At 49.7% G+C, this 21,411-nt stretch carries 22 protein-coding genes; 4 read left to right on the top strand and 18 right to left on the bottom strand.

Going from position 1 to position 21,411, the window contains the following annotated elements; all coding sequences use genetic code 11:
• Nucleotides 1–97: 97 nt before the first annotated feature.
• From AXG56_RS02020 to AXG56_RS01995, 6 genes are all read right to left on the bottom strand, one after another.
• Nucleotides 98–541: a cell wall hydrolase gene (locus AXG56_RS02020; RefSeq protein ID WP_026578419.1), complete on the bottom strand. Its 444-nt coding sequence runs from the start codon at nucleotides 539–541 to the stop codon at nucleotides 98–100.
• A 62-nt stretch (nucleotides 542–603) separates the two neighbouring features.
• Nucleotides 604–1,455 (bottom strand): alpha/beta fold hydrolase, encoded by an 852-nt coding sequence (locus AXG56_RS02015; protein WP_008636471.1) that lies wholly within the window; start codon nucleotides 1,453–1,455, stop codon nucleotides 604–606.
• A 6-nt stretch (nucleotides 1,456–1,461) separates the two neighbouring features.
• Complete coding sequence (locus AXG56_RS02010) at nucleotides 1,462–2,478, bottom strand: C45 family peptidase (protein WP_062512991.1); 1,017 nt, start codon at nucleotides 2,476–2,478, stop codon at nucleotides 1,462–1,464.
• A gap of 156 nt (nucleotides 2,479–2,634) precedes the next feature.
• Nucleotides 2,635–3,846, bottom strand: a complete 1,212-nt coding sequence (gene fdhA, locus AXG56_RS02005; protein WP_008636474.1) for a formaldehyde dehydrogenase, glutathione-independent — start codon at nucleotides 3,844–3,846, stop codon at nucleotides 2,635–2,637.
• 277 nt (nucleotides 3,847–4,123) lie between these two features.
• Complete coding sequence (locus AXG56_RS02000; RefSeq protein ID WP_062512989.1) at nucleotides 4,124–7,288, bottom strand: bifunctional cytochrome P450/NADPH--P450 reductase; 3,165 nt, start codon at nucleotides 7,286–7,288, stop codon at nucleotides 4,124–4,126.
• A 72-nt stretch (nucleotides 7,289–7,360) separates the two neighbouring features.
• Nucleotides 7,361–7,936, bottom strand: a complete 576-nt coding sequence (locus AXG56_RS01995; protein WP_062512987.1) for a TetR/AcrR family transcriptional regulator — start codon at nucleotides 7,934–7,936, stop codon at nucleotides 7,361–7,363.
• A gap of 203 nt (nucleotides 7,937–8,139) precedes the next feature.
• On the opposite strand from AXG56_RS01995, the gene AXG56_RS01990 reads away from it, so the two are divergent.
• Nucleotides 8,140–8,448, top strand: coding sequence for a hypothetical protein (locus AXG56_RS01990; RefSeq protein ID WP_008636477.1), 309 nt, complete (start codon nucleotides 8,140–8,142; stop codon nucleotides 8,446–8,448).
• 283 nt (nucleotides 8,449–8,731) lie between these two features.
• On the opposite strand, the gene AXG56_RS01985 is transcribed toward AXG56_RS01990, so the two are convergent.
• Nucleotides 8,732–9,100, bottom strand: a complete 369-nt coding sequence (locus tag AXG56_RS01985) for a DUF4440 domain-containing protein (RefSeq protein WP_062512986.1) — start codon at nucleotides 9,098–9,100, stop codon at nucleotides 8,732–8,734.
• Nucleotides 9,101–9,285: 185 nt separating this feature from the next.
• On the opposite strand from AXG56_RS01985, the gene AXG56_RS01980 reads away from it, so the two are divergent.
• Nucleotides 9,286–10,158: an NAD(P)-dependent oxidoreductase gene (locus AXG56_RS01980; protein WP_008636479.1), complete on the top strand. Its 873-nt coding sequence runs from the start codon at nucleotides 9,286–9,288 to the stop codon at nucleotides 10,156–10,158.
• A gap of 316 nt (nucleotides 10,159–10,474) precedes the next feature.
• Here the strand turns inward: AXG56_RS01980 and AXG56_RS01975 are convergent, their stop codons facing one another.
• Entirely contained in the window at nucleotides 10,475–10,738 is a 264-nt protein-coding gene (locus AXG56_RS01975; protein WP_008636480.1) for a hypothetical protein, read from the bottom strand.
• A 120-nt stretch (nucleotides 10,739–10,858) separates the two neighbouring features.
• On the bottom strand, nucleotides 10,859–11,281 hold the full coding sequence (locus AXG56_RS01970) for a DUF1801 domain-containing protein (protein WP_008636481.1): 423 nt from the start codon (nucleotides 11,279–11,281) through the stop codon (nucleotides 10,859–10,861).
• Nucleotides 11,282–11,427: 146 nt separating this feature from the next.
• Here AXG56_RS01970 and AXG56_RS01965 point away from each other — a divergent pair, with 146 nt between their 5' ends.
• Complete coding sequence (locus AXG56_RS01965; protein ID WP_008636482.1) at nucleotides 11,428–11,628, top strand: hypothetical protein; 201 nt, start codon at nucleotides 11,428–11,430, stop codon at nucleotides 11,626–11,628.
• A 38-nt stretch (nucleotides 11,629–11,666) separates the two neighbouring features.
• On the opposite strand, the gene AXG56_RS01960 is transcribed toward AXG56_RS01965, so the two are convergent.
• The 5 genes from AXG56_RS01960 to AXG56_RS01940 all read right to left on the bottom strand — a co-directional run bounded on the left by AXG56_RS01960 (nucleotide 11,667) and on the right by AXG56_RS01940 (nucleotide 16,187).
• Nucleotides 11,667–12,488: a MerR family transcriptional regulator gene (locus AXG56_RS01960; protein WP_062512984.1), complete on the bottom strand. Its 822-nt coding sequence runs from the start codon at nucleotides 12,486–12,488 to the stop codon at nucleotides 11,667–11,669.
• Nucleotides 12,489–12,572: 84 nt separating this feature from the next.
• Nucleotides 12,573–13,529, bottom strand: a complete 957-nt coding sequence (locus AXG56_RS01955; RefSeq protein WP_062512982.1) for a siderophore ABC transporter substrate-binding protein — start codon at nucleotides 13,527–13,529, stop codon at nucleotides 12,573–12,575.
• Nucleotides 13,530–13,544: 15 nt separating this feature from the next.
• Complete coding sequence (locus AXG56_RS01950) at nucleotides 13,545–14,300, bottom strand: ABC transporter ATP-binding protein (RefSeq protein WP_062512980.1); 756 nt, start codon at nucleotides 14,298–14,300, stop codon at nucleotides 13,545–13,547.
• A complete protein-coding gene (locus tag AXG56_RS01945; protein WP_062512978.1) occupies nucleotides 14,297–15,244 on the bottom strand; it encodes an iron chelate uptake ABC transporter family permease subunit in 948 nt (315 codons plus the stop codon). Before AXG56_RS01945 ends, AXG56_RS01950 begins: the two co-directional genes overlap by 4 nt.
• A complete protein-coding gene (locus AXG56_RS01940; protein WP_008636488.1) occupies nucleotides 15,234–16,187 on the bottom strand; it encodes an ABC transporter permease in 954 nt (317 codons plus the stop codon). The genes AXG56_RS01945 and AXG56_RS01940 overlap by 11 nt, the downstream gene beginning before the upstream one ends.
• 178 nt (nucleotides 16,188–16,365) lie before the next feature.
• On the opposite strand from AXG56_RS01940, the gene AXG56_RS01935 reads away from it, so the two are divergent.
• Complete coding sequence (locus tag AXG56_RS01935) at nucleotides 16,366–17,169, top strand: alpha/beta fold hydrolase (RefSeq protein WP_008636489.1); 804 nt, start codon at nucleotides 16,366–16,368, stop codon at nucleotides 17,167–17,169.
• A gap of 105 nt (nucleotides 17,170–17,274) precedes the next feature.
• Here AXG56_RS01935 and ilvA read toward each other — a convergent pair whose 3' ends face one another.
• From ilvA to leuB, 4 genes are read right to left on the bottom strand one after another with little or no spacing between them, the layout of a single operon-like run.
• The gene (gene ilvA, locus AXG56_RS01930) at nucleotides 17,275–18,234 is read right to left on the bottom strand and encodes a threonine ammonia-lyase (protein ID WP_035388525.1); all 960 of its coding nucleotides are present in this window, start codon (nucleotides 18,232–18,234) and stop codon (nucleotides 17,275–17,277) included.
• Between the two features lie 14 nt (nucleotides 18,235–18,248).
• Nucleotides 18,249–18,854: a 3-isopropylmalate dehydratase small subunit gene (leuD, locus tag AXG56_RS01925; protein ID WP_008636491.1), complete on the bottom strand. Its 606-nt coding sequence runs from the start codon at nucleotides 18,852–18,854 to the stop codon at nucleotides 18,249–18,251.
• A gap of 4 nt (nucleotides 18,855–18,858) precedes the next feature.
• Nucleotides 18,859–20,271: a 3-isopropylmalate dehydratase large subunit gene (gene leuC, locus AXG56_RS01920; protein WP_026578407.1), complete on the bottom strand. Its 1,413-nt coding sequence runs from the start codon at nucleotides 20,269–20,271 to the stop codon at nucleotides 18,859–18,861.
• Nucleotides 20,272–20,295: 24 nt separating this feature from the next.
• On the bottom strand, nucleotides 20,296–21,402 hold the full coding sequence (gene leuB, locus AXG56_RS01915) for a 3-isopropylmalate dehydrogenase (RefSeq protein ID WP_062512976.1): 1,107 nt from the start codon (nucleotides 21,400–21,402) through the stop codon (nucleotides 20,296–20,298).
• Between the last annotated feature and the right edge of the window lie 9 nt (nucleotides 21,403–21,411).

The raw sequence follows: 21,411 nt of genomic DNA, 5'->3' as shown, positions 1-21,411 counted from the left end.
ATTCGATGCTGCACCGTCCTTTTCCTTTTCCAAGCCACTTCCCACTCTCCATCAATAAAAAAAACGATTACCCGGGCTCGGATAATCGTTTCTTCTTCTAGTTACCGATATAAACACTGTCACACGTGTTCGGCTGCGGCTCATAGTAGCAGTGGTTCTTGAACTGGCCGGCGAACGGCTGGTCGTACCACGTCGGTGGACACGGCCCATACGGATTGAAATACCAAAGAGCATACTTCGCCGGATGTTCCCGCCAGTAATCCAGGTTTCTTTTCGCTAACCTTTTTTCGATGGAACGGGCACGGTTGTAGAACAGATTCCCTTTTTGGACCGCTTCGAAAGAGTAGTTGTTGCCCTGCACTTGGAATATCACCTGACGGATCGTCCGCACATCCCGGAAGTCAAGGCAGTCCGCCTTGGCCCGGTTGACAATGACGTTTCCGACGTACAGCATGCCCTGCTTCCCTTCCCCTTCCGCCTCGGCCCGCATCATCCTCGCCATCAAAGCGACATCTGCATCTGTATATTTCACTCTCGGCATATTCTCACCCCACGAATATTCTATGACAGAAGCAGGCATTCATGCCACGTTTTTCACGAAGATCAGGCACGGGCGGCAAGCGTCTCTGTGAAGCGTTGGATTTCCGCCTTGAATTTCTCCTGCTCCTCAAGGAATGGATAATGATTGCTTTGTTCGAAAACGATCAGAGAGGCATCCGGAATGAGCTGCTCCATTTCTACGGAGTATTCAAGCGGACACTGCACGTCAAACTTCCCACAAAGAATTAAAACGGGCGTCGTGATCCAGGGGAGCTTCCTCGTCACATCAAATAAAGGGAATTCACGGTTGAAGAAATTCAGCCGTTCTGAAGCGATCCGCTTATGTATCGGTTTATCGAAGAGAGCCGGATACGCATCCGGATCGACGAGGGATAGCTTCGTCCGCTCCATTGTCCGCTCCTTCCGTTCCGCTTCCGACAGCGTATCGAGCTTCAACGTTTCGATCAGCTGCTGCATCTTCTCAAACTGCGGGTGGGAGGGGTTGTAAATACACGCAGGAGAAAGCGTAGCGTAGTCTCTGGCTGCAGAGCCGGTGATAACAGCCCCGTTCAATTTTTCCGAGAAGAAAATACCATAAAGGACACCAAGCATCCCGCCGATGGAATGGCCGGCAAATGCCCACTTCTCATAGTCCAGCGCTTCCCGGACCGCTTCCAAATCAAACACCGTCTCGAGCATGCCGAGTTGATAAGGCTCTTCCGCTTCAACCGAACCCCCTGCTCCGCGCAGGTTAATAAGATGAACGGTATGGGTTTCCGTGAACGTATCCGCGAAATAATCTCCCGTTTCATTGAATTCGGAATAATGATGGGTCACACATAACGGTGCTCCTTTTCCTTTCGTAAACACTTCGAAAGCTCCTCTTTTCGTAGCCACTACCTCTCTCTTCCACATTTCCTTTCAGCCCCCTTCTATAATTCTGCCTTTCATCTTCCCCGTGTCGATATCCGTCCCCCGCACCCATTCCTCCCATTGTACATCCAGCACTTCGTGTGACCGGGCAATCGTCGTCAGGATTCTTTTTGTCTCGTAATAGTAAGAAAAGGTATGCAGCGTTCCGAACATTTCTCTATAATGATGGAAGAATTGGGGAGAATCCGGATTCCGAAAATGATCGAACGCTGCCTTCTGATCCGGCAGGACAAGCTGTTCCATGTCCTGCTTTCTTTTCTGTGAAACGTGGACATTCTTTCGGTTTCTATCCATTAAAGGAGTACTATCGAAATGATTCGAACAGCCAAGGACATCATCCGAGCGATGAACGACTACCCTGCCAGGAGATGCTTCCACAATCACGCGGGCTCCCGTGTCGTCCCCGACCGAAAAGTTGTAACAGGCAGCATGTGGAACCTCTTTCAATACATCGACCGCTTCCTCTGCGTTCCGGCACTGATCCAGCACCATTCGAACGGCAAGCCATGGGGCAACGCCCTCCCTGTAGCTGTGATGACTGACGAAATGCAGTCCGATGACCACCCCGGCTTCATTGACGCCGTCATACCTTCCCAACTGCTGCAGCGTATAGCCGGCAGATGCAAGGACATCTTTCGTCTGCTGAAGGAGAAAAACACCTTCGTATTGAGCGGGAGTAAAATCATAATTCCGCACATAATAGCCAGGTGTCAACAAAGCAGAACAGCCCATGCCCTCCGCTTTCGGGACGTCATATCCGCTGAACAAGGCGGCCGCTTCCGCATAAGAAATACCCACGCCTGCAGCCACGCCTTCAAGCTCTTCAAGGAGGACCGGATCGAAATGACGGAAGATGGCTCGACATTCCTCCATGTCAATCGATTCCTTTGTCATCGCTTTTATATTGTCGAGCATCGGATGGTCCCGCCAGTATCTCCCCAGCTCTTCCCCGGCTAGAAATGCGTCTTTCCGCACCTGTAAAACATCTACATAAAATTCAGTCATGCCTTTCCTCCTCTAAGGAAACCACTGGTTCCTCCCTTCTAGTGTAATCCTTTCGACCCCCTCCGTCCTGTCCCTTCGTGCGTGATGAGGACAGGTCGGAAGAAACTTCCCCCATCAGAAAAAAGCCCCCCGTTCCCGAGGCGCTTTTTCCACCCTCTATTTCTTCAAGAGTCCGTGTGGATCAAGGACGAATTTCTTCGCCGCACCGTCATCGAACGCTTCATATCCTTGAGGTGCTTCGTCCAGACCGATTACGGTCGCATTCACCGCCTTGGCAATCTGCGCCTTCCCTTTCAAAATCGACATCATCAATCCTCTGTGATAGCGCATGACAGGCGTCTGACCAGTAACGAAGGTCTGTGCTTTCGCCCAACCGAGGCCGAAATCAAGCTTCAGCGTCCCACGGCGGGCATCCTCATCAGAGGAGCCCGGGTCTTCCGTGACGTAGAGTCCGGGAATACCGAGGCCACCGCCGGCCTTCGCTGCCTTCATCGCCGAATTCAGCACCGCGGCAGGAGCTTCCTCGTGATTATGTCCGTGCGCTTCGAAGCCGACACAGTCGACAGCGGCATCCACCTCCGGAGCACCGAGGATCTGATCAATCTGTTCGGATAGATCATCATGCTTGGCAACATTAATCGTTTCGCAGCCGAAACTTCTCGCCTGCTCCAGTCTTTCTTCTATTAAATCCCCGACAATGACGGTCGATGCCCCGAGAAGCTGGGCAGAATGGGCTGCGGCCAGACCGACCGGGCCGGCACCTGCAATATAAACCGTCGAACCCATCTGTACGCCGGCCGTATAAGCACCATGAAAACCGGTCGGGAAAATATCAGAGAGCATCGTCAAATCCAGCATCTTCTCCATCGCTTCGTCTTTATCCGGGAACTTCAATACTTGGAAATCTGCATAGGGGACCATGACATATTCCGCCTGACCGCCGACCCATCCGCCCATATCGACATACCCGTAGGCCGACCCCGGCCGGTCGGGGTTCACATTCAGACAAATATGCGTCTTCCCTTCTATACAGTTGCGGCAGCGCCCGCAGGCTATATTAAATGGAACGGAGACGAGATCCCCTTTCTTCACAAATTCGACGTCCCTTCCCGTTTCCATCACTTCTCCGGTTATTTCATGGCCGAGCACCAGTCCTTCCGGGGCCGTCGTCCGTCCACGGACCATATGCTGGTCGCTCCCGCAAATATTTGTCGAGACCACTTTTAATATAACGCCGTGCTCACACTTCCTGCCGACATTCTTTGGATTCACTCCCGGACCATCCCGCAATACCAATTCTGGAAAATCAATTTCCTTTACCGTCACGCCACCGTTTCCTGTATAGGCCACCGCACGATTTCCACCCATGAGGATTCCTCCCTTATTTGTTAAATGACACCCTTGACTTCTCCGCCAAGCTCCACCTACCAAAAAAAGACAGCATGCTGGTACTTTCCCCGATCCGCAATAATGTAAACGATTTCCTTTTATGTAAGTATAAACAAAAGGCATTTCAGCTGCTGGGCGCTGGGAGTGGATAAAGGGAACAGCAGAGCCCGTGGAAAGCCGGAGCCCGCTCTTCAACAGAAAAACCACTTTTCCATCAAAGAAAAAACGCCTCCTGAAAAATCAGGAGGCGTTCCAATCAGGCACCTGCCCAGACGTCCTTGGCAAAGCGGCCTTCTTTCTCAAGTTGATTCAGCCATTCGACGGCTGTCTGCTCATCCGTATCATGGATATGTTGATAACTTCTTTGAAGCATTGCGGTTACATCCGGTGCCATCCTGCTTCCGTCTCCACAGATGTAGAGATGCGCACCATTGTCAAGCAGGTCTACCAGCTTCGCTGCATCCTCTTCCATTATATGCTGGACGTAGCATTTCTCTGCACCGACTCTCGAGAAGACGGTGTGAAGAGTGACGATTCCTTCCGCTTCCGCTGCCTGCAATTCCTCTTCATAAAGATAATCCTCTTCCGGATGACGACACCCGAAGTACAGGTGCGCTTCTCCAAGCGTTTCACCTGCCTGTTTCTGAAGGCTGCGTTTCTGCAGAAAACCGCGGAAAGGGGCGACCCCAGTCCCCGGACCGACCATAATGATCGGCGTCTCCAGACTCTCCGGCAGGTGGAAAGCCGTTTCCGGTGTACGGATGAAACAGGCGATCCGGTCTCCCGGCTTCCGTTCGGCAAGGTAATTGGAGCTTACTCCTTTGTAAATTCCTGTCCCGCTCCACGCTTCATCTTCGACGACGGACACGGTAATACTTGTTTCCCTGTCGTTTTTAGCCGGGGAGCTGGAAATGGAATAGTAACGGACTTTTAGTGCCGGCAAAAGCGCAAGGAACTGGTCAAATTCCATCATACTGGAAGGATAAATCTCCAACAGCTCCAGCATCGTCCGGCGTTTTTTCAGCACTTCGCTCTTATACGTTTCGTCTTCCAACAGTTCCTCAAGCTCCACTTTATGCGGTGGACAAGGGTTGCAGGCAGCAAGGGCACGAATCTGAGCCCTCGTTGCCGGTTCCTGCAGTTCGACGTGGGAAGCAAGCAGGTCCCCAAGCTTGATCGGCTGTCCGGATGGAAGGTGCTTCGCCTTCCCGGAACCCTCTTCAAGCAGGACGTAATCCTCCGCTTTCACATCAAAGCGGGTGCAGACACGAGCGAGGAGCTCTTCCCCATTTTCCGGAAGCACACCAAGGTGATCTCCTTCCTGGTAAGTCACTCCATCAGGAAGCTTGATATCAAGATGACGGGTGCTCCGGCTGCCTGATTTCTGCAGTTCGCGGTTCGCTGCTACTTCACTTGTAAAGGCATCGTAGGCACGGGCTACCGGTGTGTAGGACGTTCCACTGACGAACTTCAGAGCAATCGAGCTTGTGGAATTCTCTCCTGCTTCCACTTCCAATTCGAAATGAGCAGCCAAACCGTCCCGCAGCTTCTCCTGCCATTTCTCGAGGTCACCGTCAAAATCATCGCCGGCATCCCCTTCCCCGCGCGGAACGATCCGTTCTGCACCTTTCGCTTCCATATAACGATCGATTTCCTGTGGAACCTTCTGGTAAGTCGTCGCCCAGTTGCGGTCTCCACATCCAAACACCGTGTAGGAAACGCCGTTCAACGCGCCTTCTTCTGCGGTTGAAATCCATTCCATGAACTGAACAGCATTGTCCGGAGGGTGACCGTTATAAGAAGCAGAAACGAAAATAACCGCTCCTTCTTCGGGCAGATCCCCGGTGCGGCTGTCGAGCGGGGCCGCATCCGTTGCAAACCCCAGGGAAGATGCTTTTTCAGCAAGCTCACGGGCGACTCCTTCCGCTGTCCCCATATTGGATGCATATAAGAACAGAAGCGGCGTCCCGTGTCCGTCATTCGTAATGGCAGGTGGTGTATCATGTGCTTTTGTTTCCTGCCCTTTCGCCTCCGGGTTATAGAAGGCCGTTTTCTCCACACGCGGGCGTACCTTCATCGTCAGCCCTTCCGGCTTCAGTGTCAGCGTTTCTTTCACATCCAGCTCGTAGTTCGTATGGTCAATCAGCTCGAACTGCTGAAGGACCATACCGAGGACGATCGTCGCCTCATGCATGGCAAACTGCTGTCCGATACACGCACGCTGCCCGTTACCGAACGGTTTGAATGCATGGTGAGGAATTTTGGAAGGATCCTCAAACCGCTCCGGACAGAACGCTTCGACATCCTCTCCCCACACGGCTGTATCTCTGTGCAATTCCGGAGTCAAAAGCGTGAACACTTCTCCTTTTTGAGCGGAATATTTACCTGCCAGTGTCGTATCTTCCTTCGCATAGACGGTGAACGCCGGCGCGGTCGGCCATAGTCTCAGTGTTTCATTGAGGATCATGCGGGCATATTTCAACTGTTTCACCTGCTTATAATCCGGAACGTCATCGCCGAGCACGGCATCCACTTCTTCATAGGCTTTCTGAAGCTTATCGGGATTCTTCATAAGGAAGTAAAGCGCAAAGGAAAGCAGACCGCTCGTCGTTTCGTGTCCGGCAATGAGGAAGGTGAGCATTTGATAACGGATATTCTCATCACTCAGTCCTTCGCCCGTCTCAGGATCTTTCCCTTCCAGCATATGGGATAGCAGATCGTTTTCCCCGTTATCTCCATTCCGTTTCCGCTCCGCTATCAGCTCATCGGCAAGCTTGAACATATCATCGATATCCGCCTCGAACTGTTTCTTCGTCTTAAGCATCAGTTTATCCTGGAATGGGAGCCGCTGTGTCTGGCTCATGGATTCATCAAGAGCACGCACCATTTTCTCGACGAACGGGTGCATATCCTCTCTGTAAAAACTGTTGAAACGGAAATTAAATCCGCACAGACCGATCGTATCCAGGGTCAGGCGCGTCATATCTTCCGGGACATCAATTTCTTCGCTCGCATTCAATCGTTCCCACTTCTGAACGAGCTGGGTGGCGAGGTCGAGCATCTTGTCATGGTAGCCTTTCATCGCCTGCTGACTGAAGCTCGGCAGAAGAATCTGATGGGCTTTCTTCCAGTTCGGCTCGCTTGTTTCACTCGTAAACAGTCCGTCTCCTCCGAAGGCCCGTACTTTCTGGAGTGCAGGACCAACACTTTTATCGAAGCGTTTCTCATCGCAGATCTCCGCTGCGAGTTCCGCACTGGATACGAATGTACTCGTCCGTCCGGGGAACTCAAATTGATAGATCGGACCGAGTTCCTTCGCCATCTTCATAAACGTCTGGACAGGCTTTTCTTTATCCAGGGCCGGTAAGTTTCCTAATGGTCCATATGTTTTCGGTCTTGGCAGTTGATTGTATTGAGACATGAACCGTCACCTCTTTCAATAATTGCGGAATGAACATTCATTCCGTTTGTGGGTTAAGGAAGCTCCGCCCCATCAGGAATGATGGCGCACAGCGTCCCAACAGCTGTCTTCTACTCCACAGAGAAGCGCTTCTTCCACTTTCAGATCACCAGAGCGGATCAGCTGCTGCAATTCGAGAAAACTGCCGAAAATAATGGCAATCAAGGCCATTGTCGGCAAATCGCGTATTTCTTTCGCTTTCTTCCCTTCCTCCACGAAGTCGCGGAGGATGCTCCACAATTCCGTAAACGCTTCTTCACTTCGTTCATCCAAAAAATAAGCAGCATTATGTGTTTTCAGGAAGTATAAAGCATGGTCATGCTCGTTCGTAAACCGGACCATCCGCTGGAACAGATGATGGAACTGTTCCCGGATACTTTTGTCAGCCGGATACCCTTCTTTAAGCATCGTAATGAACACATGCACATACTGTTGAAACAGCGTATTAACGAGGACTTCCTTATTATCAAAATACCGATAGATCGTTCCTGCCCCTACGTTCGCATCCTTCGCAATCATAGGAATCGTCGTGGCATCATAGCCGCGCTCGGCGAACAGGGTCAAGGCGCTGTCCAGAATGTCGTCTCGTTTCGTAGTTGCTGTCTTCATGGTGATTCTCTCCTCCAAAAAGCGGAATGATCATTCATTCCTAAATAAATTTTAGTACATTTTACCACTTGCTTCAATAAATCAAAGGACTTATGAAAAAGGACCTGAACAGCTGTTCAGAAATCTTTACAATCAAAACAGTTCAATTTTCAGATGGTCTGTTATATAATATTAACATTATCCACTTACAAGGAGGGGCGAGGATGAATAAACAGCTTAAGATATTGACAGCCATGTTGATCCTGGTCGCGTCGATGGTCATGGTCCATCATGTGCACAGCCCGAGTATGCAGGTGGATATCCAGAAGAATGTCGTCTTGGATAACGGAGAGTCCTCCGGGGACCTATCCCTGAACAAAGACGCCATTGCGGTCACATCTATTACCATTCTGGCCGCCACACTTCTTCTTGTTTACACTGCGGCGTATCAGTCGCAGACACGAAGACGGGTGTTCCTTACCCCGATATTCTATCAATCTAATTATGTGAGCGAAACTCCTTTGACCCATTGAACGATAATGATCAAAGGAGGAGAAAAACGATGCTATGGTTTCGTATGATTATGATTGGAATGTTCTCACTTACTGCAGGTTCTCTATTTATCTACCAAAGTGCGGAGATCTTCCACGCATTCACTGACTTTTTCCATAAAGAGAAGTAACCAAAAACCTTCCGGTCTCTTGGCCGGAAGGTTTTTTTATTTGTTTTTTAAAGTAATTCTCAGACCTTCTTTCGTTGTTCCTTACTATTACAGCAATCCAAACAGGCAGCGGCTAGAGATCGAACCTGTATTGTTTACAGAGCGTACTCTTCCACTTTCAGATCTGTGATGGTGCCTTGATGGAAGAACAAGCGCCAGCGCCCCTCCATCAGCTTCCATATGGAACTGCGAAGGGTATTGCGTTCCCTTGTCTTCTCCTTAAGGTAGTAGGTGGTCAGCACCGTATCATCGGCGAGCGATTGGATTTCAAAATGATAGAGCTCCATCTCCCCCTGGACCACGCCTTTCTGACATGCTTCTCTATCGTATTTCTTTCCTGAGCTTCCGATTTCCCAAAAATCTTCCGCAAGAATCTCCCCTAACTTTTCCGGCGATTCTCTTACATCTGTTCTTAAATGACTCTCTTCCAACTGCTTAAAGTGTGTTTTCGTGTCGATGACCATGCTTCTCTGCCTCCCAAACTAACTTTTATATATCTTTACCTTATTCCACTAATTTACATTTCATTCTATCATTTCTTGTGTCCTTACGAGGTTTCCTGCTATACTTTTCCTATATTTTTCATACTTTTCTTTCCTCTTCAAGCCGAGATTTCAACCATCATTTACATAAGAAGGGAATGTCCGCAATGACTACAATCGGATTCATAGGAACAGGCGTCATGGGTAAAAGCATGGCCCGTCATTTGAAAAAAGCAGGCTATGATATCCATCTTTACACAAGAACAAAAGCGAAGGCAGAAGAACTCTTGAAGGAAGGGATGGTCTGGGAGGATAGTGTTGCAGAGCTTGCCCGCCGCTCGGACATCATCCTCACGATTGTCGGCTATCCGACAGATGTTGAGGAAGTCTATTTCGGAAAAAACGGCATCTTAGAGCATGCAACAGAAGGTACCTACGTCATCGATATGACCACTTCTTCTCCTGCCCTTGCTTCAAAAATCGCGGATAAGGCGAAGGCTGCAGGCATCCACGCTCTCGATGCTCCCGTATCCGGAGGGGATATCGGCGCGAGAAACGGGACGCTTACCATCATGGTTGGTGGAGAACAAGCCGATTATGACGCCGTCCGTCCAGTGTTGGAAGTGATGGGAGCAAATATCGTCCTCCAAGGTCCGGCCGGTGCCGGCCAGCACACGAAAATGGCTAATCAGATCGCTATTGCAGCAGGCATGCTGGGCGTTACAGAGGCCATTCTATATGCCGAAGAAGCGGGGCTTGACCCGAAGCGTGTCCTGAAGAGCATCGAAGCAGGAGCGGCGGGGAGCTGGTCCTTGTCCAATCTTGCACCGCGTATGATCAATGAGGACTTCGCACCGGGCTTTTATGTGAAGCATTTTATCAAAGACATGGCGATCGCTATCGAATCCGCAGAGGCCATGGACATTCCTGTTCCAGGTTTGAAACTCGCCAAGGAACTGTACGACCGCTTCCAGGAGGCCGGGGGCGAAGACAAAGGAACCCAGGCCATCTACGACTATTACCGAATGATGCAGTCCTGACCTTTATCATGAAAAAAAGCCTTCATCCACTGGGGATGAAGGCTTTTTTTCAAACTGTTGCAAAACTCAAACAGAAACCCATATTTATAACGTAAGTACACCGGTTCCCTTTTAAACTCCATTTCATCTTACTTATAACGAAACGAATGAGAGAAGGAAAATTTCCGCAAAGGGCGGAAGGGAATGGGCAGACGCCAACGGGATTAGCGGAACAGGTGAGACACCGGAAGAGCAACGCGATGAGGAGGCTCACCGGCCGCCTCGTGGAAAGCGTCTCATTCCCCGTAGCCCTACTCTCCTCCAAGAATCAATTCTCTCACTTTATATCTTCAATCGGTTCGTCAAAGAGGTCAGTGAACTTGGCCACATTCTCATAGCTGAATTCGAAGGCCATCTTCACTTCGCCGAATCCCGGCTGGTAGAAATACCCCTGGACCTCGTAGCTGTTCTTGTTTTCCCTTACTTTGATCAGATGGAAGTAACGCTGGATGTATTGTGCCATCTCTTCCAGCTTTCTATTACGCACTTTAATCCATTGTTCTTTCAATTCATCTGTAGGAAAATCCGATTCTTTTAACATAGCTACACTCCTCTGAGAAAAATCCCATACTCGTATTCTCTTTATAGTCAATATGATATAAGAGCTCCGGTTTATTTTCAACTGGAATCCCGTCTATTTATCTAATTATTTCGAAAAAACTTATTCAGGATACGTCTTCTGAAGAAAAGCGACGGACTGCCTGATCAGCTTCTTCAAAACAAGGGTGTCCACATCGGCGAGTTTATTAATATACACACATGCTTTTCCGGTCTTATGTTTCCCTAAGTCCGCAAGCCGTGCAGAGCGATCCGGATCTCCGGTCGCAAAATACAGGCTGATGTTCGCTTTGCGCGGGGAGAATCCAACGAGGGGTGCATCGCCTTCATGTCCCGTCGGATATTTATAATGATAGGTCCCAAAACCGATGATGCTCGCCCCCCACATACGGGCTTCATAACCCGTCGTCTCCTCAAAGATCTTTACAAGCTCCCTGGCGTCTTCGCGCTTCCTCGGCTGCTCGACGGAATCAATGAAACTGTCGACATCCATCTCTGTCGGCTTTGTTTTTTGTTCATAAGCCATCGACCATCCCCTCCTTTTAAAAACATTTCTCCTTTGGAGAGGCATTCTCCTGCTTTTCTTTCCCAAATGGACTTGCCCCCAACCTAATGGAATATTATGCTTGTAAGTAGAGAATCAGTAGTTTTATAAGAAAGGTTGAGCTTTTTTTGAGTATCCGTTGGACAAGAAGCCGTGTTTTCGCTATGTTCACCGCTGTTACTGTTATTGGGATCGGCGGTTTGATCGGGTGGGACATCCGGGCCTCTCATATGGAAGTGGAAGGGCTCGTTAATGCCTGCTACGATGCCGGTGGTCTTCCTCGTATAGAGAAGTCCGGTCTAAGCGTGACATTTTTTGAATGTGAATAAGAACATGAAAAAACCCGGGACGGTTCCATTCCCGGGTTTCACTGTATCTTCCTTACAGGTATTTGAATTTCCGAGAGATACTCCTCCGGGTTTTTCGTCACATAATCATCGATGATCACCCGTTCGATCGCCTCCCCGTTCACTTCATAGCCTTCCTCATTTAAATAATGGAAGATTGTCTCATAATGGTCCTTGACCGTCACGCGTTTCTCTTTACAGTAAAGACAGACATACTCTTGGTCTGGAAGGACGGCGGCATGAGGTCCATCTGCCATTTCTTCCGAGAGAAGAAGAAGCGATTGGTGGGCATAGGTGTCCTCTGCCTTGATTTCTTCGACGTCCGCAGTCAGAGCGACACCACCGATGAAGATGGATGCACGCTTCCCACACTTGTTCTCAAGCGATCGCAGCGCAAGTTCCAACTCTTCCTTTGTACGTATGCACTCCCGCCACTCCAGAATGTGGCGCTCGGGAATTCTTTTAATAATCGGTACATTCCATGTCTGCAGCTGCTTTGCCCACTGCAGTTCCTCCTTACGGTTACGCGCCCGGCGCCTCACTTTCTGAAGAGCCTTGATCTGTCGGTCCGCTTCCTCTTCCTGCCGTTTCAACAGATGATAAAAGAAGTCGACATCTCTCCTATCAAATACATCCTTGATCTCTTTCAACGGGATGCCAAGCTCTCTTAAATAATGGATCGTATTTAAATGCTCGAATTGATCTGTGGAATAATAGCGGTACCCTGTCCGCTTATCCACTTCATGCGGTTTAAAAAGGTCAATCTCATCATAATAACGGAGAGTCTTGACGGGAAGGTTATGCAGCTTCGACATTTGACCAATGGTGAATTTCCGTTTCATCCCTTCCCTCCTTATCTCATTTTTTATATTTATTATAATAGAAGAAAAGAAGCAGAGGAATGATCCCCCGCTTCCGAATCCCCCTTATTTCGAGACGGCACTGTCGATCTCATCCACCATCATCTGAACGGAAGTCAATCCACCGCCGGATAAATACCAAATGTCAGGGTCCAAATAAACGATTTGATCTTCCTTGAATGCCGTTGTTTCTTTGACAAGGTCATTCTCGATCGTCTGTTTGGCTGCAGCTTCGCCGTTCACTACAGCATCTCTGTCGACGACGAACAAATAGTCAGGATTGTTCTCGGCAATATATTCATAGGAAACATTCTGCCCATGTGTCGAAACATCCAGGTCTTCATCCACCGCAGGGACGCCGAATACATCATGGATGATCCCAAATCGGGAGCCCGGTCCATACGCACTTACTTTTCCGCCGTTGGATAGTGTGATTAATCCTTTCCCATCTATACCGGCTGTCTTCTCTTGGAGGGCCTTCATATTCTCCTCGACATCTAGCAACTGTTTTTCTGCTTCTTTTTCTTTATCGAAGATCTTACCAATCATTTCTACATTTCCTTTGAATGATTCCATGTAATTCTCCGCGTCCAGCTCCACATAGATGGTCGGAGCAATATCTTTAAAGTCTTCATATAGATCAGCCTGACGTCCGGATATGATGATCAAATCAGGGTCCATATCATAAATCGCTTCAAAGTCAGGTTCTTTTAATCCCCCGGCATTCTTATAGTCGGACGATTCGAATTTGGATAAGTAAGAAGGGATGTTCATTTGAGGAAGCCCTGTCACTTCCACACCCAGAGAGTCCAGCGTGTCTAATGTACCGAAGTCAAAAACGACGACATGTTCAGGGTTCTTTTCGAGCGTCGTTTCTCCAAGCTCGTGTTCAATCGTAACCTCTTCCTTCTTCCCCTCTTCATCTGCGGAAGCTTTCTCTTCCGCTTCTCCACTGTTTCCGCATGCAGCCAACAATAAAACAAGGGTAAGCATAGACAACAAACTTATTAATGATTTTTTCATATTCTCCACCTCTTCTTATGCGAAATAGACGCATATTTTATTTTGATTGATGTTTTGTACAGGAATGTCCATGTCATAGACATCACTCAGACACTCTCGGCAGATCATATCATCGGCAGGTCCCTGGTTCCGTACTTTACCGTCCTTCAGTGCGACGATGTAGTCGGAGTAGACGCTTGCGAAGTTGATATCGTGGATGACGACGATGACGGTCTTGCCAAGCTCATCGACAAGCCGGCGGAGTACCTTCATAATCTGGACTGAGTGTTTCATATCCAGATTATTCAACGGTTCATCAAGCAGAATATACTCCGTATCCTGCGCAATGACCATTGCAATGAAAGCCCGCTGTTTCTGACCGCCACTAAGCTGGTCAATGAACTGATCCTGAATATCCCCGAGTTCCATATAGTCGATGGCTTGGTCTACTTTCTGCCAATCCTTCTTCTTCAATCGTCCTTTCGAATAAGGGAACCTTCCGAAAGAAACAAGCTCCCTGACTGTGAGTCTGACAGTGAGGTGGTTGGACTGACGAAGGATGGCGAGCTTTTTGGAAAGCTCCTGTGAATCCCACGCCTCTACTTCCCTGCCTTCGATCATAATCGAACCGGTATCACTTGAGAGAAGCCGGCTCATCATGGAAAGGACGGTGCTTTTTCCGGCTCCGTTCGGCCCGATCAACGAGGTGATTTTACCTTTTGGAATATCAATTGAGACATCGTCCACCACTTTTTTGTTTTCGTATGTTTTCGACACAGATAATACATTCATCGTAATCGATTCTCCTTTAACAAAAGTCGGATGAAGTATAAGCCTCCGACGAAGTTGATGATGACACTGATCGTCGTCGAAAATGTGAAGACGTGCTCCACCATCCATTGACCGGCGACGAGGGCGATGATCGAGATCAGTACAGAAGCCGCCATTAAATCCCTGTGCCGGTAAGTCGGAATGAAATGATAGGCGATATTGACAACAAGCAGGCCGAGGAACGTAATTGGACCGACAAGAGCAGTCGCGACAGCAATGAATACGGCAATGATTCCGAGAAGCTGCTTGATTACTGCATCATAAGGCACCCCAAGGTTGACGGCATGATCCCTTCCAAGGGACAGAACGTCTAAATATTTCATGAATCTCCATAAATAAAGGAACGCAAGGACCAGCAGGATCACACTGATTACCAGCAGCTCTGTCTGGACATTGTTGAAGCTCGCGAACATCTTGTCCTGGATCAAAAGGAATTCGTTCGGATCGATCAGCACCTGCATGAAAGAGGACAGGCTCGAGAAGAACGTCCCTAGAATGATACCGACAAGGAGGAGGAAATAGATCGGTCGTCCATCCCCTTTGAACAACAGTTTATACAAGATCAGCGCGAATCCGATCATCAGAACGATCGACAGCCCGAAGTTGACGTAGTTGTTCCAGAAAGTCAGATTCGCTGAGCCGAACAAAAAGATCAATGCCGTCTGCAGCAGCATATACAAGGAATCGAGACCGATCATACTCGGTGTGAGGATCCGGTTGTTCGTAATCGTTTGGAACACGAGTGTTGCGATGGCGATTGCCGCTCCCGTCAGGATGATCGCCGAAACCTTCATGAGCCGCCTCGGCAGGACATATTCGACATGCCGCAAATCTGTGAACAGGAACAAAGCGATGAACAGAACAGCTGCTGTGGTTAATAAAATGAATTTGTACTTATGCCGCATACGCTTTTCTCCTAAACAATAAATAGAGGAACAGACCGCTTCCGATGACTCCGACCGTCACGCCGATCGGGATTTCATACGGATAAATAATGATTCTTCCAATAATGTCACAGGCGAGGACAAATAATGCACCAAGCAGCGCCGTATGGCTGATACTGTTCTTTAAGTGGTCCCCCCTGTAGATTGAGACGATGTTCGGGACGATTAAGCCAAGAAAAGGAATCGATCCCACCGTCAGGACAACGACCGAAGTCATCAGTGCGACGATGAACAAACCTATGTAGACGACCTGCTTATGGTTCATCCCGAGATTCTTCGAGAAATCTTCGCCCATTCCCGCGATCGTGAATCGATGCGCAAAGAGGTATGCGAGAATGACAAGCGGGATACTGAGATAAAGCAGCTCATAGTCCCCCTTCAAAATCATTGAGAAATCGCCCTGGAGCCATGATCCGATGCTCTGGATCAAATCATACTGATAGGCGAAGAATGTCGTGATCGAACCGATGACATTCCCAAGCATGATCCCGACAAGCGGAATGAGGATTGCGTCCTTCAGCTTGATTCCATCGAGAATCTTCATAAACAACATCGTCCCCGCCAATGCGAAGAGAAACGCAATCAACGTCTGGATTAACGGGCTCGCTGATGAGAACAAAAGAAGCGCCACAACGATTCCGAGCCGTGCGGAATCGATCGTTCCGGCAGTCGTCGGGGATACGAACTTGTTCCTGCTCAGCTGCTGCATAATCAATCCCCCGATCGCCATGCTCATGCCGGCGATAAGGATACTGACGAGCCGCGGGAATCTGCTCACCCAGAATACCTTCCACTGCGATTCATCCCATGTATGTACTTGGAGCATCGGCAGATCCGAAACACCGATGACGAGCGATAACCAAGACAGTACCGCTAAAAGAATGAATAAATACCTACGCTTCATACGATCGACTCTTCCTGTTTTTAATTGATAACGATTATCATTATCTATTACAAATAATACTATAAAGTCTCCAGTAGGTGGAAGGTCAATAGCATATGGACAAAAAGTCAATTTAGTTTAATTGATGGATCAGAGGGAATAATCCTACCATCTCATTAAAAAGGAGTTTTGCTGCGACATGTCCCACTATATTGAAGTAGATCACCAGGTAGAGTTATATGTAGAGGATATCGGAGAAGGCCAGCCGATCGTATTTCTGCACGGCTGGCCGCTCAACCATAAAATGTTTGAATACCAAATGAACGAACTGCCGAAGCAGGGCTATCGTTTCATCGGCATCGACATGCGCGGCTTCGGCAAATCGGATAAACCGGCTTCCGGCTACGATTATGATACGCTCGCTCATGATGTGAAGACGGTCACCCAATACTTGCAGCTGAAGGACTTCTATCTCGTTGGATTTTCCATGGGTGGACCGATCGCTGTCCGTTATGCAACAAAATATGCCGGAGAGGAATTAGCCCATCTCATTCTTGCCGGCGCGGCTGCCCCGAGCTTTACGAAACGTGACGGATACCCGTACGGCATGGAAACGGAGGAAGTAGATGAATTGATAGAAGCGATCAAGAATGACCGCCCTGCCGCCTTGAAAGACTTCGGCTCCGGTTTCTACCATTCCGAGTTGTCGGTATCATTTGAAGAATGGTTCCTCGGTCTTGGATTGGAGGCATCCGCGCACGGAACGATCGCCTGCGCCGAATCACTGCGGGATGAAGACCTGCGCGACGAGCTCGGACAGATAAACGTCCCCACCCTCCTCATCCATGGGAAGAAGGATGAAATCTGCGACTTCGCTTTTTCAGAAGTGATGGACCAGAATATTCCGGACAGCACACTCGTCCCTTTTGAAAACAGCGGCCATGGGATGGTTTACGATGAAAAAGAAAAGTTCAATCAGCTTCTGATTGATCTCCTGAAATAAGCAAACACAAAGAGCCCGTATCTCTGACTTCAGAGACCGGGCTCTTTTACTGTGATTAAAAGGAACAGAGGCAGGGGAAACTATCCACTGCCTCGATCGGTCATCTCAGGCGATGACCATCCTTTTCGGATTAGCCAGCTCACGGATCAAAGGCAGACGCGAAAGATCCACGTTTCCACCACTGATAACGACACCGCAATGTTCATTGTCCAACGAACCGCATGTACGAAGCAGACCGGCAAGAGCCGTTGCGCCTGCACCTTCCACCAGCGTCTTCTCTCTTTCAAGAAGCAGCAGCATCGCTTCGGCAATTTCGTGTTCTTCCACCGTGATTACTTGATCCACGTATTTCTGGATGCACGTATAGGTCAATTTCCCATGCTCCTTCACCGCGATACCATCAGCAATCGTCTGAACAGATGTCAGCTTCTCCGGACCTTTCTTATAAAGAGCGTTATACGTCGAAGGCGCTTTGGCAGCCTGGACACCCACGATACGGATCTCCGGCTTCAGCTGCTTGGCTGCAAAGGCGATACCACTGATCAGCCCGCCGCCGCCGACAGGCACGAAAATCCGATCCAAATCGGGCTGCTGCTGAAGCATTTCGACAGCCACCGTCGCCTGTCCTGCCATAACTTCGTAATCATCGAACGGGTGAAGGAATGTCGCTCCCGTCCGCTCCTGTTCGATCAGAGCGGCCTGATAGGCTTCCTGGAACGACTCGCCTGTCAGGACGACGCGTGCTCCATATCCTTCCGTCGCTTCCACCTTTGCTTTCGGTGTATGCTCGGGCATGAAGATAACAGCCCTTATCCCGCGTTTTGCCGCCGCATAAGCGACACCCTGTGCGTGATTGCCGGCGGATGCCGCAATCACGCCGCAGGACGCTTCTTCCTCCGTCAAACAAGCCACCTTATACGACGCACCTCTTATTTTGAAAGCTCCTGTCTTCTGCTGATTCTCCATCTTCAAATAGACCGTCTGACCGGTTCTCGCATTGAAGGTCGATGATGTTTGAAGTGGTGTACGATGCACCACCTCCTGTAATTGTTCCTGTGCATCCATCACTTTAGCCAGCGTTAAGAAATCCCCAACGTCTTCACTCCTTTTGGTTTGTTTTCGTACTGGTCGATCTTATCCTCATACGTCAGCGTCACAGCAATTTCGTCCCAACCATTCAAAAGCATCTCTTTATGGTAGGCCTGGATATCAAAGGATACCTCTAAATCGCCGTCATCGATGACTTGATTCTCAAGATCGACCTTGAGCTCGTACTTTCCTTTTTCCGCCTTTTCCATCAGCTGATCCACAACCGGCTTCGGCATCTGAATCGGAAGAATTCCGTTCTTGAAGCAGTTGTTGTAAAAGATATCGGCGAAACTCGGCGCAAGGACGACTTTGAAACCGAAGTCCTGAATGGCCCAGGGAGCGTGTTCCCTGGACGACCCACAGCCGAAGTTTTCCCCTCCGACGAGAATGGAGACTCCGTCGTATTTCGGATCGTTCAAAGAAAAGTCTTCGCGTGGCGTCCCATCGTCATGGAAACGCCAGTTATAAAATAGGAATTGACCGAAGCCCTGCCGTTCGATCCGCTTCAGAAACTGTTTCGGTATGATTTGGTCGGTATCTACGTTCTCCCTGTTTAAAGGAAAGACAAGTCCTGTATGCTGTTTAATCGGTTCCATCTGCTCAACCTCCTACGGCACTGGCATATTTTCTGACGTCGACGAAATGTCCTTCAAGAGCCGCGGCTGCCGCCATTTCCGGACTGACCAGGTGAGTTCTCGCTCCGTTACCCTGACGCCCTTCAAAGTTACGGTTCGAAGTGGATGCACAACGCTCACCCGGCGGGACGATATCGTCGTTCATCGCCAGACACATGCTGCATCCGGCATCGCGCCATTCAAAGCCGGCCGTCAGGAAGATCGTATCAAGGCCTTCTTGCTCTGCCGCCTCCTTGACCGATTTCGATCCAGGTACTACGAGTGCACGAACTCCTTCGTGGACTTTGCCGCCACGGATGATTTCTGCTGCTCTTCTTAGGTCACTTAATCGGGAGTTAGTACAGGATCCGATAAACACATGCTGGACCGGAATCGATTCAATGGCCTGGTTCGGTTCCAGACCCATGTAATCGATCGCACGCTCGATGCCGTCGCGGTCCTCCGTCACTTTCTCCGGATCCGGAACGCTTCCACCGACAGGTACACATTGTGACGGGTTTGTGCCCCATGTTACCTGTGGTTCGATTTCATCGGCATGAATCGTCAGCGTCTGGTCGTAAGTCGCACCCTCATCAGAAGCAAGGGACAGCCACTGCTCTGCCGCTTCCTCGAAGTCTTCTCCAGCCGGTACGTAACGCTTACCCCGCAGGTAATCGATCGTCGTTGCATCCGGGCTGATCAAACCTGCCCGGGCACCAGCTTCAATCGACATGTTGCAGACGGTCATCCGCTCTTCCATCGTCAAATTGCGAACGGCTTCGCCGGTGTATTCGATGACATGACCAGTACCAAAACGAACGCCGTATTTTCCGATGATGGCGAGAATCAAGTCCTTCGCTGTTACCCCGGTTCCAAGTCTTCCTTCCACCTTCACCTGAAGTGTTTTCGGACTGGCCTGCCAGAGAGACTGGGTTGCAAGGACGTGCTCCACCTCACTGGTACCGATACCGAAAGCAAGAGCTCCGAAAGCCCCGTGTGTTGATGTATGGCTGTCTCCACAGACGATCGTTTTCCCGGGCTGTGTCAATCCAAGTTCCGGGCCGATGACGTGGACGATCCCTTGATCCGGATGATGGATGTCCGCCAGGCGGACACCGAATTCCTTACAGTTCGCTTCAAGAGTCTCCATCTGTTTCTTCGATACCGCATCTTTGATGACATTACGATGGACCGTTGGAACGTTGTGGTCCATCGTCGCAAAAGTACGATCCGGGCGGCGCACCTTTCTCCCGCTCATACGCAGCCCTTCGAACGCCTGGGGAGAGGTCACCTCATGAATCAAATGCAAGTCGATATAGAGGAGGCTCGGTTTCCCTTCTTCTTCGTGGACGACATGCTGATTCCAAATTTTTTCAATGATTGTTTTTGGTTGACTCATTCCGTTCCGCTCCCTTCTTCCTGTTTATACATAACAGCGCATAATATTTTCCGTCGTATCACTGGCACGGATTTGATCGACGACTTTGGCAGCCAATTCACTGCCGCTCACCTGTTTTCCTTTTAACAAATGGATATCCTGTGTATGATACCCCTCTCCAAGCACTTCCTGAACGGCTGTCTCTACCTGCTCCGCCTCTTCCTCCATACCGAAGGAGTGCTTCAGCATCATGGCGACGGACAAAATACTTGCCAGCGGATTCGCTTTATCCTGGCCGGCGATATCAGGCGCGGAGCCGTGGACCGGCTCGTAAAGGCCGACCCCTTTTTCATTGAGGCTTGCGGATGGAAGCATGCCGAGGGAACCAGTCAATACGGAAGCTTCGTCACTCAGGATATCTCCGAACATGTTCTCTGTCACAAGGACGTCGAAGTATGCCGGATTGGTCACAAGCTTCATTGCTGCCGCATCGACGAGCATATGCTCGACCGTCACGTCCGGATATTCCGCTTTCTTCTCCTCCACGACTTCGCGCCACATGCGGCTCGACTCGAGGACGTTCGCTTTATCCACAGAAGTGACGCGCTTCTTCCGCACGCGGGCACTTTGGAAAGCCTGATCTACAATTCGTTCGATTTCCCTGCGTTCATAGGCAAGGGTATCGACCACTTCTTTCCCGTCGTTGCGGCGCTCGCTCGGCTGGCCGAAGTAAAGGCCTCCCGTCAGTTCCCGGACAATCAGAAGATCGCTTTCTTTCACCACTTCTTCTTTCAACGGCGATGCATGGAGCAACTGTTGGAACGCTTTGACCGGGCGTAGATTCGCAAACAGCCCAAGCTGCTTACGGATGCCGAGCAGGCCTTTCTCCGGCCGCAGATGTCCAGGGAGCTTATCCCATTTCGGACCCCCGACGGCGCCTAAGAACACAGCGTCCGCTTTTTTTGCCGCCTTAACGGTATCATCCGGCAGCGGCGTTCCATGTTGATCGATTGCTGTACCTCCGATGTCATGACTTTCAAATGTGAAGGAATGCTGGTATCGGTCTGCGATGGCTTCCAGTACGTTTTTTGCCGCCTTCGTCACTTCAGGACCGATGCCGTCTCCCGGTAGTAGCACGATATGTTTCTCCATGTCCATCCC

The organism is Halobacillus sp. KGW1 (genome assembly GCF_001592845.1).
Lineage (GTDB): Bacteria > Bacillota > Bacilli > Bacillales > Halobacillaceae > Halobacillus.
The sequence above is the reverse complement of the archived record's forward strand: the minus strand, read 5'-3'. Positions and strand labels throughout refer to the sequence as shown.